The sequence below is a fragment of the Flavobacteriales bacterium genome (genome assembly GCA_016700415.1).
Classification (GTDB): domain Bacteria; phylum Bacteroidota; class Bacteroidia; order Flavobacteriales_F; family PHOS-HE28; genus PHOS-HE28.
The window spans coordinates 1,909,554-1,921,119 of sequence record CP065018.1; the positions used below are offsets into that span (position 1 = coordinate 1,909,554).

At 60.0% G+C, this 11,566-nt stretch carries 10 protein-coding genes; 7 read left to right on the plus strand and 3 right to left on the minus strand.

The window, feature by feature from the left end; genetic code table 11:
- Positions 1-687 carry a response regulator transcription factor gene (locus tag IPP95_08025; GenBank protein ID QQS74138.1) on the minus strand — a complete coding sequence of 229 codons (687 nt, stop codon included), beginning with the start codon at positions 685-687 and terminating at the stop codon, positions 1-3.
- A gap of 100 nt (positions 688-787) precedes the next feature.
- Positions 788-1,240 (minus strand): DedA family protein, encoded by a 453-nt coding sequence (locus IPP95_08030; protein QQS74139.1) that lies wholly within the window; start codon positions 1,238-1,240, stop codon positions 788-790.
- On the opposite strand from IPP95_08030, the gene IPP95_08035 reads away from it, so the two are divergent.
- From IPP95_08035 to IPP95_08065, 7 genes are all read left to right on the plus strand, one after another.
- Positions 1,227-1,982 (plus strand): hypothetical protein, encoded by a 756-nt coding sequence (locus IPP95_08035; GenBank protein ID QQS74140.1) that lies wholly within the window; start codon positions 1,227-1,229, stop codon positions 1,980-1,982. The genes IPP95_08030 and IPP95_08035 overlap by 14 nt on opposite strands.
- 180 nt (positions 1,983-2,162) lie before the next feature.
- Positions 2,163-3,698 (plus strand): bifunctional phosphoribosylaminoimidazolecarboxamide formyltransferase/IMP cyclohydrolase, encoded by a 1,536-nt coding sequence (gene purH, locus IPP95_08040; GenBank protein QQS74141.1) that lies wholly within the window; start codon positions 2,163-2,165, stop codon positions 3,696-3,698.
- A gap of 7 nt (positions 3,699-3,705) precedes the next feature.
- Positions 3,706-4,734 carry a rod shape-determining protein gene (locus IPP95_08045; protein QQS74142.1) on the plus strand — a complete coding sequence of 343 codons (1,029 nt, stop codon included), beginning with the start codon at positions 3,706-3,708 and terminating at the stop codon, positions 4,732-4,734.
- A gap of 72 nt (positions 4,735-4,806) precedes the next feature.
- Positions 4,807-5,634 carry a rod shape-determining protein MreC gene (mreC, locus tag IPP95_08050; protein ID QQS74143.1) on the plus strand — a complete coding sequence of 276 codons (828 nt, stop codon included), beginning with the start codon at positions 4,807-4,809 and terminating at the stop codon, positions 5,632-5,634.
- Positions 5,631-6,152, plus strand: a complete 522-nt coding sequence (gene mreD / locus IPP95_08055; GenBank protein QQS74144.1) for a rod shape-determining protein MreD — start codon at positions 5,631-5,633, stop codon at positions 6,150-6,152. Before mreC ends, mreD begins: the two co-directional genes overlap by 4 nt.
- Positions 6,149-7,996: a penicillin-binding protein 2 gene (gene mrdA, locus IPP95_08060; GenBank protein ID QQS74145.1), complete on the plus strand. Its 1,848-nt coding sequence runs from the start codon at positions 6,149-6,151 to the stop codon at positions 7,994-7,996. The genes mreD and mrdA overlap by 4 nt, the downstream gene beginning before the upstream one ends.
- Positions 7,993-9,312 (plus strand): rod shape-determining protein RodA, encoded by a 1,320-nt coding sequence (locus IPP95_08065; GenBank protein QQS74146.1) that lies wholly within the window; start codon positions 7,993-7,995, stop codon positions 9,310-9,312. The genes mrdA and IPP95_08065 overlap by 4 nt, the downstream gene beginning before the upstream one ends.
- A 74-nt stretch (positions 9,313-9,386) precedes the next feature.
- On the opposite strand, the gene IPP95_08070 is transcribed toward IPP95_08065, so the two are convergent.
- The gene (locus tag IPP95_08070) at positions 9,387-11,483 is read right to left on the minus strand and encodes a peptidylprolyl isomerase (GenBank protein ID QQS74147.1); all 2,097 of its coding nucleotides are present in this window, start codon (positions 11,481-11,483) and stop codon (positions 9,387-9,389) included.
- Between the last annotated feature and the right edge of the window lie 83 nt (positions 11,484-11,566).

Sequence of the window (11,566 nt, forward strand, 5' to 3'; positions counted from 1 at the left end):
CTACGCCTCGAACTTGTATCCCATGCCCTTGACCGTTCCGATACGGTCATCGCCGATCTTCTCCCGCAGCTTGCGGATGTGGACATCGATCGTACGGTCGCCTACGAAAACGTCATTGCCCCAGACATGGGTGTAGATCTCTTCCCGCCGGAAGACTTTGCCGGGCTTGCCCATCAATAGGGCGAGGAGTTCGAATTCCTTCTTGGGTAGTTGTAGGACCTTGCCTTGGGCGGTCACGGTGATACGCTCCAAGTCCATGCGGATCCCGTTGGCCTCAATGACCATGGACGCGGTTTGGCCGCTGCGCGTGCGCTTCAACAGCGCTTGCACCTTGTTCACGAACACTTTGGGGCGGACCGGCTTATTGATGTAGTCATCTCCGCCTGCCTCGTAACCGGCGATGTGGGAATAGTCCTCGGTGCGTGCGGTGAGGAAGACGATCAGCGTGTTCTCCAGTCCGGGTGTCCTTCGCAATTCGTTGCAGACCTCCACACCGTCCATGCCGGGCATCATGATGTCCAGCACCACCAGGTCCGGCCGTTCCGCCTTCGCCATCTTCAACGCATCCTGACCGTTGGTCGCCGTTCGGACCACGATGCCCTCCCGCTCCAAGTTATACCGCAGCAGGTCCAGAATGTCCTCCTCGTCATCCACCAAAAGCACCTTATGGCTCACCGTGCTGGTCATCTTGATCGCTGTTTGATGCTGCAAATTGACGATTTCAGTGCCAACGACCGTGTTAATCGTGCGTAAAGATTGCGTTAGCCTATCCCGACGGACCAAGCGACTAACCGTGGAGACCCCGGATGGCAGCGAGCAACACGGCATAGCGCACCGCCTTTCCGATGAACATCAGCACCGTGACGGGAAGTATCCGCGTACGGAACAGCCCCAGCGCGATCGCTATCGGATCACCGATCACGGGCAGCCAGCACAGGAGCGCGCACCAAACCCCGTAGCGTTGCACCAACGAGCGCCATCGTTCGGCCTTGGCGGGATCGATCTTCAACTTGCGCATCAGCTTTCCTTCCGGCAGCCAGCGACCGAGACCGTAATTGGTAAGCCCGCCCAATGTGTTGCCGATGCTCGCCGTGAGCAGCAGCGGCACTGTGCCCCACGCACCCAATGCCATGGCGAGCAGCAACGCCTCGGAGCTGAACGGGAGAATGGTGGCGGCGAGAAAGCAGGCCAGAAAAAGTGCCGGCAGACCCGCATCAGCCCAACCCGTGAAAAGCTCCATCTGGCGCGAAGATGCGAAGATCGGCACGGGATCCGTTATGGAGGAGGGAAACACCACCGACATGCGCGCACTTCAACTCTTCTTCTTGGCCTCGTTCGTGCCGACATGCGCGATCGCACAAGGCAGCGGCTATCAGGGCAACCTCGGCGGCACCGTCGGGATCAGTGTGCCTACGGGCGAGTTCGCCGATACCTGGGGCAAGAACACCTTTACGTTCGGCGGTCAGTTGGCTTTTCCACTAGGTCGGCTTCCCTTCCAAGGCGGCTTCGCGTTCGACTATGGCATCATGGGCAAGAGCCTCGCCACAGTCCCTGTTTCCGACCCGGCCCTTACTGCGACCGAAGGTTCGCTCGCGGTGAGGGCCAAGATGATCAGCTACCATCCCTTGCTGCGCTTCAGCCCGTTCAAGGGAAAGGTGAGGCCCTATGTGGACGGAATGGTGGGCATGAGGCAGTTCACCACTACAAGTAAAGTCACCGTGGAAGGCCTGGAAGATCCGATCTCGCGCGAGCGCAATGCCAACGACTTCGCCTTCAGCGCCGGATGGGCGGCCGGCCTGATGGTGGGCTTGGGCGGGATCGGTTATATCGAAGCACGGGTGGAGCGTTTCAACAGTGGGAAAGCCACCTACGTCGACCCGAATTCCATCGCCGTTGACGCTGCCGGGAACATCCAATACAACACGCTGAACAGCAATACGGACGCGGTGAACGTGTTGTTGGGGATCGGGCTCAGGTTCTGACATCCGCGTTGTTCCGAAAGGCCCTCCTCAGCCTGAACTGGAGATCGATGAAGTAGTAAGACTTTGCGATCATGCCCCGTCCGGCGACATCAAACTGTTGGTAACACTGCTGAAAAGCCTTGGCCCAGCGCTCATTTCCTACCGGTGATCACTGGTAAACTTGCGCAACCAAAGCCGGGCATGGTCGACCACTCCAAGCGCATCGAGAGCGCATTGATCTCCGTATTCCACAAGGACGGCCTCGAGCCGATCGTGCGGGAACTGCACCGGCTGGACGTGCATTTGTACAGCACGGGCGGCACCCGTGCGTTCATCGAGGGCCTCGGCATTCCGGTCACTCCCGTGGAGTCCCTCACGACTTTCCCGAGCATTTTGGGAGGTCGCGTGAAGACCTTGCACCCCAAAGTCTTTGGCGGCATCCTGGCGCGACGCGGCCTAACGGCGGACGTGGCGCAGATGGAGGAGCATGCCATCCCGCCGATCGACCTGGTTATCGTGGACCTCTACCCCTTCGAGGCCACGGTGGCCGCTGGCGGAAGCGAGGAGGAGATCATCGAGAAGATCGACATCGGTGGTATTTCGTTGATCCGTGCAGCGGCGAAGAATTTTGACGACGTACTGATCGTACCTGCACAACGGCACTACGCAGAAACGCTGCGGATCCTCACCGGACAAAAAGGCGCCACCACTTTGGCCCAACGCAAGGCCTTCGCAACGCATGCCTTCGCCGAAAGCGCCCACTACGACCGGGCCATCCACGCTTGGTTCACCGGTGAAAAGGCCGATGGCCCCGCAGTCTCCGGCCAGCCCGAGCATGTGTTGCGCTACGGCGAAAACCCGCACCAACCGGCCAGTTTCATCGGCGACCTGGACGGCCTTTTCGGGCGGCTCAACGGCAAGGAGCTCAGCTACAACAACCTTTTGGACCTGGACGCCGCAGTGGAATTGGTGGACGACCTGGCCACGGTGGAAGGCGTCCCCTTCTGCATCCTGAAGCACAACAATGCGTGCGGCGCGGCCATCCGGCCCACGTTGAAGGAAGCTTGGGAAGCGGCCTTGGCGGGCGATCCCGTGAGCGCTTTCGGCGGTGTGCTCATCACCAACGTCACCATTGATCTTGCAACAGCAATAGCCATTGATGCGCTGTTCTTCGAGATCATCTGCGCACCGGATTATAAGGCAGCTGCGTTGGAGGTTCTCCGCAAGAAGAAGAACCGGATCATCTTGAAGCGGAGCGCAGCACCAAAGCCGGAGCGGAAGTTCCGCACCGCATTGAACGGAACCCTTTCCCAGGCACCGGACCGCGTGATCGACCGGGCGGAGGGCATGCAGGCGACCACCAAGAAGGTCCCCACGGCACCGGAACTCGCAGACCTCGTCTTCGCGAACATCTTGGTGAAGCACACCAAGAGCAATGCGATCGTACTGGCGAAAGGCACGCAATTGCTGGGCAGCGGCACCGGCCAGACCAGCCGGGTGGACGCACTGGAGCAGGCCATCGCCAAAGCGGGCAAATTCAATTTCGACCTGCACGGGGCGGTGATGGCGAGCGACGCCTTCTTCCCCTTCCCGGACTGCGTGGCCATCGCAGCAAATTCGGGCATTACGGCCATTGTACAACCCGGGGGCAGCATCCGTGACCAGGACAGCATCGACGTGTGCAACGAGCTTGGCATCGCCATGTGCATCACCGGCAACAGACACTTCAAACACTAACTCCCCCATGGGCTGGTTCTCCGGATTTTTCACTCAAGAGATCGCGATCGACCTCGGCACCGCCAACACCCTCATCATCCACAACGACAAGGTGGTGGTGGACGAACCGAGCATCGTGGCGAAGGACCGCACCACCGGCAAGGTGATCGCCATCGGCAGGCAGGCCCAGCAGATGCACGGGAAGACCCATGAGAACATCAAGACCGTGCGCCCGCTGAAGGACGGTGTGATCGCCGACTTCCAGGCCGCGGAGGACATGATCAAGGGCATGATCAAAATGATCAACCCGAACCGGCAGCTCTTCACGCCGAACATCCGCATGGTGATCTGCATCCCCAGCGGCATCACCGAAGTGGAAAAGCGCGCGGTGAAGGACAGTGCGGAACATGCGGGCGCCAAGGAGGTCTACCTGATCCACGAGCCCATGGCGGCGGCGATCGGCATCGGCATCGATGTGGAGGAACCGATGGGCAACATGATCATCGACATCGGCGGCGGCACCTCGGAGATCGCGGTGATCGCGCTGGGGGGCATCGTTTGCGACAAGAACATCCGCGTGGCGGGGGACGAGTTCACCAGCGACATCGAGGAGTACATGCGCCGCCAGCACAACATCCTGGTAGGCGAGCGCACGGCGGAGCAGATCAAGATCGAAGTGGGCAGCGCCCTGGTGGAGCTGGAAGATCCCCCACCGGACTACGCCGTACGCGGTCGCGACCTGATGACGGGCATCCCCAAGGAGATCACGGTGACCTATTCCGAGATCGCCCAAGCATTGGACAAGTCCATCAGCAAGATCGAGGAGGCCATCCTCAGCGCCTTGGAGAGCACGCCCCCGGAACTGAGCGCTGACATCTACCGCACGGGCATCTACCTCGCCGGCGGCGGCGCCCTGCTCCGCGGCTTGGACAAACGGATCAGCATCAAAACGAAATTGCCGGTCCACGTCAGCGAAGATCCCCTACGTGCGGTGGCGCGCGGCACCGGCATCGCGCTGCGCAACATCGACAGGTTCCAGTTCCTCATGCGGGAATAACGGCGATGCACGCATCGCCGATACCCTGCGTTACCAGCGCGGACAGGGCGATGCGAACCCCCTGAGAGCACCATGCGCGACCTTTTCCGCTTCCTCTTCCGTCAGCGCAACAACTTGCTTTTCCTGGCCCTGATGGGGATCTCCATCTCCTTGTTGATCAATGGGAACATGCATCAGCGCGCCCAGGCGATCAGCAGCAGCAATGCGGCCGTGGGCCAGATCTATGCGTGGAGGAACGAGATCACTGAATACGCGGACCTGCGTGCCGTGAACCAACAGTTGGCCCAAGCCTTGGCTTCCGAGCGCAACAAGGCCCACGATGTGCCCGCACACCCGGACAGTTCCCGAGCGGTGAGCGATAGCGCGCGGGCACAGCATTACCGGTTCATCACCGCACAGGTGATCAACAGCACCACGCAGAAGGAACGGAACTACATCACCTTGGGCAGCGGCGCATTGGCGGGGATCAGACCGGACATGGGCGTGGTGGGCATGAACGGGCTGGTCGGCATCGTCCGGGACGTCAGCCCGCATTTCGCGCTCGTCACCAGCGTGCTCGGCAATGAGTTCCGCACCAGCGTTCAGCTGAAGAACACGGGCCATTTCGGCCTGCTCGCCTGGGACACCAGCGATCCCGCCACGGCCTCGCTGACGGATGTGGCCAACCACGTGCCGGTGGCACCGGGCGACACGGTGGTGACCCGCGGCGGTGATGGCATCTTCCCGACGGGCATGCCCGTGGGCACTGTGACGGAGGTGGAGGACGACCCCGGAAGCAACTACCACGACATCAAGATCCACCTGAGCGAGGACCTCACGCGCACGGCCTATGTCCACGTGGTGACCGACCTGCTGAAGGCCGAGCGCGACACCCTACAAGCCAAGGTCATGCAGCCATGATCAACATCGTCACCCGGAATATCACGCGTTTCGTGCTGCTGATCCTCTTGCAGGCACTGGTGATCGATCATTTGGACCTGGCCCACGGCTGGGTGGTGCCCTACCTGTATGTGTTGTTCATCATCTCACTGCCGTTCGACACACCGCCTTGGGCCACCTTGGTCCTTGGCTTCGTGCTCGGCATGGTGATGGACTTCTTCAGCAGCACACCGGGCATGCATGCAAGTGCGTGCGTGCTGATGGCCTTCACCCGCCTGCTGATGCTGCGGATCCTCGTTCCCCGAGATGGGTACGACCCCGGAAAACGGCCTATCGTCCAGCACATGGGCCTCACGTGGTGGATCACTTTCGCCGGCGTGCTGATCCTCGTACACCATCTGTGGCTTTTCTTCGTTGAAGTGTACCGCTTCGATGATTTCTTCACCACTCTTCTCAGAGCCCTGATGAGTGCTATCGCCACGCTCGTGCTGTGCCTTCTGGCCCAAGCGCTCACCTCGCGCGAGATCCGGCCGCGATGAATTTCGATGAACGCAAGTATGTGCTGATCGCGGCGGTGGTCTTCATCTGCATTGTCTTCATACTTCGCCTGTTCTGGATCCAGGTGGTGGACGATAGTTGGACGGCCCGTGCAGCGGACATCAGTGAGCGCAAAGTCACCGTGTTCCCCTCCCGGGGTCTCATCTACGACCGCCATGGCGAATTGCTGGTCGCCAACACGCCGGTATATGACATCATGGTGGTCCCCCGCGAGGTGAAGGACCTGGACACACTGGGGCTTTCCACCTTGCTCAACGTCCCGATGGACCAAGTGCGTGAACGGCTTCACAAGGCGCGGGATTACTCGGTATGGAAACCCAGTGAGTTCGAGCGGCAGATCACCTCCAAGCAATATGCGGCGGTCTCGGTCCATCTCTATAAATACCCGGGCTTCTACGGGCAAAGCCGGACCTTGCGCACCTATCCGCCACACCTCGGGGCCCACATGTTGGGCTATCTCAGCGAGGTGAACGCCCGCAAAGTGGAGCAGGACCCCTACTACAAGCCCGGCGACGTGATCGGCGTAGGCGGGCTGGAGAGCTATTACGAGGAGGATCTGCGTGGAAAACGCGGCGTCAAATACGTGGTCGTGGATGTGCACAACAACGTCCAAGGACCATTTAAAGGCGGCCAGTTCGACACCTTGGCCTATGCTGGAAAGAACCTGTATACGAGCATTGATGCGAAAATGCAGGCGCTGGGCGAGCGGTTGATGCGGAATAAAAAGGGCAGCATCGTCGCATTGGACCCCAAGACCGGAGAGGTGCTGGCCTTGGTAAGCTCTCCCTCCTACGACCCGGAGCTGCTTGTGGGCCGTGTGCGGAACACCAACTACCGCATGTTGCAGAAGGATTCCCTGGTCCCCTTGTTCGACCGGGCGTTGCAGGCCCAATATCCGCCCGGCTCCATCTTCAAGCTAGTGCAGTCGGCCATCGCCTTGCAGGAAGGCGTGATCACCCTGAACACCGGCTTTCCCTGCAACAAGGCGCTGGTGGGTTGCCACAACCATCCCAATGCCCGCAATATCGAAGAGGCGGTACAAATGTCCTGCAACCCATACTTCTACCAAGTGTTCAAGCGGGAGGTCGAACAAGGGAAAAGCCCGGACCGGTTCAAGGATGCCGCTATGGGCATGGCTGAATGGAAACCCTTCATGGAGAGCTTCGGGCTGGGCCATCCCCTCGCTTTGGACCTTCCTGCCGTGAAGGGGGGCAGCATCCCGGGGGTGGCCTACTACAACAAGATGTACGGCGAGCTGGGCTGGGCGTTCAGCACCATTTATTCGCTCAGCATCGGGCAGGGCGAAGTGCTGGTGGTGCCGATGCAGATGGCCAACATTGCGTCGATATTCGCCAACCGGGGCTTCTACTACGACCCGCACGTGGTCCGTGCCATCGGCCGCTTGGACAGCCTGAAGACCGGGATCGAGCGCCATCACACCATGGTCGACGACAAATGGTTCCCACCGATCGTGGAGGGCATGCGGCGTGTGGTGAACGAAGCCGGTGGAACGGCGAGATCGGCACGCATCCCCGGCATCACCGTGTGCGGCAAGACCGGCACCGCGCAGAACCCGCACGGCAAGGACCATGCGGTCTTCATCGCTTTCGCCCCGATGGACGACCCGAAGATCGCGATCGCCGTGTACGTGGAAAATTCAGGCTTCGGCGGCACTTGGGCCGCTCCGATAGCGAGCCTCTGCATGGAGCAGTACCTCACCGATACCATCACACGGCCTGACGTGATGCAACGGATGCTCGATGCCGACCTTATCGCCACCGAGGGTAATTACAAGAAATTCGTGAGCAAGCGCCGCAAGCAATGAACCGCCGGGAGAACGTCGTGCGCAACATCGATCTCCCCTTGGTGGTGATCTATTTAGTGCTGATGGTGCTGGGCTGGGCCAACATCTACAGCGCGGCTTATGATCCGGCGCACGCCAACCTCTTCGACCGTTCCCGGGAATACGGTGCCCAGAGCGTGTGGATCTGCATCTCCCTGCTGATCGGGGCCGGCATGCTGATGGTGCGCGGGGATTTCATCCGTGGCCTGGCCTACCCCGTCTATGGTTTTGTGCTGTTGCTCCTGATCCTTGTGCTGCTGGTGGGCAGGGAGGTCAACGGGGCGAAGGCCTGGTTCGGGGTTGGCGGCTTCGGCATTCAGCCTGCCGAGTTCAGCAAATTCGCCACCTCATTGGCCCTGTCCAAGTACTTAAGCGGGCTGAAAACCTTGAAGGAGATGCGCTCCCGCGTGATCGCGGCGGCGCTCATTCTGCTCCCCGTGGCCTTCATCATGTTGCAGCCGGACACCGGTACCGCCTTGGTGAGCGGCGCCTTCGTTCTCGTGCTCTACCGCGAGGGGCTGTCCGGCAACATCCTGCTGATCGCCATCATGGCGGCCATACTCGCCATGCTCTCCCTGATCATGAAGGAAAGCACGTATGCCATCCCATTCACGCAGAACGTTCTGCACGGCCAATATTTCCTCGTGTTGCTCATCGCCGTGTTCTGCCTGCTGGCTTTCTTCGTTGTCCGCAAATTCGTCCTCAAGCACCGCAGGAAACGGATCCATGCCTATCTCCTTTTCATTTTCCTGGGTTCCGCGGCCTTTATCAGCAGCGTGGACCAGATCATTGACCACATGCCCCAGCACCAACAGACCCGGATCAAAGTGTTGTTAGGCCTGGAATATGACCCGAGAGGATATGGCTACAACGTGGAGCAGAGCAAAACAGCGATAGGAAGCGGAGGCCTGCTGGGCAAAGGCTATCTGGAGGGGACTTTTACGAAGTACAAGTACGTGCCCATGCAGAGCACGGATTTCATTTTCTGCACGGTCGGCGAGGAATGGGGCTTCGTGGGGACCACCCTGCTGGTGATCCTGTTCGGCGCGCTCATACTGCGTTGCATCCAGCTCGCGGACAGGCAGCGGTCGAAGTTCACACGCATCTACGCCTATTGCGTGGCCAGCATCTTCTTCCTGCACCTGATGATCAATGTGGGCATGGCCATCGGCCTCGCGCCGGTGATCGGCATCCCCTTGCCATTCTTTAGCTATGGTGGCAGCTCCTTGATCGGCTTCACACTGCTATTGTCCACTCTTGTACGATTGGACGCGGAACGGCTGGTGCAGTTGCGTTGAACACATTTTGGTCCGCTATTCAACAGGAAGGGGGAGCCGCAGCTCCCCCTTCCTCGAACCGGTCAAGACCGGTATCAATAGAACTTCGAGCGGTTGTCCTTCACATCCGCAGCCTCCTTCAACGCATTGAAGACCTGGCCCGCGGCCCGGTTCCGCACCCGGTCCGTGAGCGCCTTGGGATCTTCCGCGCCTTCCGGCATCGCGCCTGCGGCCGTCAGCTTGTTCATGTGCGCGACATAGACGGCCATGTCGCCTTTCAATGGAGCACTGGTGGCTGCGCTGTCCAAACCGAAGATCTCGCCTATCACCGCGATATCGCTGTATCCTCCGGAAATGGTGTTCGAACTGAAGGGCATGTCCCCTGAGCTCTGCACACTGCCGTTCAATTCCGTTGCCAAAGCCTGCAGATCGGTCTTGCCCTTCATCTTCTCCGCGATCGCGTCCGCCTTTTTCTCTTTCCGCACTTCCGTTGTGAAGGTTTCCCGGACATCGTTCAGTTTCGGCGCGCCTTCCTCGCGGATCCCGGTGAGGGAGCAGATCACATAGCTATCCCCACTGGTGAGGGGTTCGCTGCTCTTTGCGTCCGCGGCGGCATGGTCCACCCAACGCACTACCTCGTCAGCCTCCTGCAGGCCGGGCACGAAACGCTGGTCCGCGCGCAGCTCGGGCACCGGAGTGTAGGTATGGCCATTCTCCTCTGCCGCCTTGCGGAAAGAGGTCGTATCGGGGTTGTTCAGGGAGAACTCGTTCGCGGTCTTCCAAGCGGCCTTCATCGCCTGGATCGGGGCGATCTTCCGGTCGATGGTCAACACTCGGCGCTCCTTGCGGCTGCGTTGCCCCAGCACCTCCACGATGTGGTAGCCATAATCCGTCTTGGCAATGGTGATGGCACCGGACTTCTCATCGAAGCTGGCCTTGGTGAACTGCGGCACCATGCGGGTCCGGTCAAACCACTCATAGACACCGCCGGTGCTCTTGCTTCCGGGGTCGTCGGAGAATTTGGTGACCAGGGTCTCGAACTTGCTGCGATCTTTTTTCACTACGGCCAAAATGCTGTCCGCCCGTTGCTTGATGGTGGCCTCGTCCTCGGGGCTCTTGCCTTGGGTACTGAGCAGGATGTGGCGTACACGGGCCTCTTCCACGTCCGCCAGCTCAGCCACCTTCACCAACTTCCACATGTTTCCTTCCCTGAACGGACCCACGACCACACCGGTATCGGCATGGATGATGAGCGAATCGTTCAACGGGTCGGCCGTGCCGTCCTTGTACGGTGCGGGTACAGGATTCTTGGAATCGGCATAGGCCATCACCAAAGTACTGTCGGCCTTGGTGCCGAGCGTGGCCACGAAGTCCGCCTTCAGGTCCATCATGCCCGCACGGGCATTGTCAATGTCCTCCTGTTCGGGGGTGGCATTGAAGCGCACATAGCCGAAGCTGCGTGATGCCGTCTGGCGGTATTTACGCTCGTCCTTGTGCGCATCGTAGAAACGACGGAGCTCCGTATCGCTCACGGGATACAGGCTGTCCGGCTCACTCTCCAGGCGTTGGGCCACGAACTGGAAATCCGCCTTGGTGTTCTTCGCTGCCCAGTCATCCTGCACCTGCGCACTGTTCACAAAGCAGCTCTTCTTCACCAGATCGTTATACTTGGCATAGATGCGCTGGGGCACGAAGGTGCGCTTCTGCATATCGAACAAGGCGAGGTTGTTCTCCTGCACATACTTGAAGTATTGCCGCAGACGGTCTTTGTCCAATTCGCCGGTCTGCGGGTCCTTGAAGCTCTGGTTGTTCTTGAAATCGGGCAGGACGTTATTGCCGAAGCGGATATCGTCGTATTCCTCCCGGCTGATGGAATTGCCGAATCCGGCCCCCTGCGCCTCCACCATCAAGGTGTGCTCGCGGAGAATGTCGTTCCAAACCCCGTTACGGACCTGCTCCTGCAGTTGGTTGTCCACCGTGGTCCCGTTCTGGCGATAAAGGTCGATCTGCTGGTCCACCCGGGTGGAGAACTCCTGCATGCTCACCTCATTCCCGGCGACGCTTCCCACGTTGCGTTCTTGCCCGCCGGAGCGGTTGCCGATGAAATCACCGACCACGAACAGCACCAACGCACCGCCCACAATGATCCCCAGAAGCGTTCCACGCTCACGGATCTTTCCAATTACTGCCATTTACTTGATCTTAAAAGGGTGGCAAATATAGGCGGGTGGGCGCTTCGCCGGGCGATAAGGCCCGGAATCCCCGGAAGGAGGCC

Bases quoted from the DNA above. Each gene is read 5' to 3' on its own strand.
- IPP95_08025 (QQS74138.1), bottom strand. From the start codon at position 687: ATGACCAGCACGGTGAGCCATAAGGTGCTTTTGGTGGATGACGAGGAG.
- mreD (QQS74144.1), top strand. From the start codon at position 5,631: ATGATCAACATCGTCACCCGGAATATCACGCGTTTCGTGCTGCTGATC.
- IPP95_08045 (QQS74142.1), top strand. From the start codon at position 3,706: ATGGGCTGGTTCTCCGGATTTTTCACTCAAGAGATCGCGATCGACCTC.
- purH (QQS74141.1), top strand. From the start codon at position 2,163: ATGGTCGACCACTCCAAGCGCATCGAGAGCGCATTGATCTCCGTATTC.
- IPP95_08065 (QQS74146.1), top strand. From the start codon at position 7,993: ATGAACCGCCGGGAGAACGTCGTGCGCAACATCGATCTCCCCTTGGTG.
- mreC (QQS74143.1), top strand. From the start codon at position 4,807: ATGCGCGACCTTTTCCGCTTCCTCTTCCGTCAGCGCAACAACTTGCTT.
- mrdA (QQS74145.1), top strand. From the start codon at position 6,149: ATGAATTTCGATGAACGCAAGTATGTGCTGATCGCGGCGGTGGTCTTC.
- IPP95_08030 (QQS74139.1), bottom strand. From the start codon at position 1,240: ATGGAGCTTTTCACGGGTTGGGCTGATGCGGGTCTGCCGGCACTTTTT.
- IPP95_08070 (QQS74147.1), bottom strand. From the start codon at position 11,483: ATGGCAGTAATTGGAAAGATCCGTGAGCGTGGAACGCTTCTGGGGATC.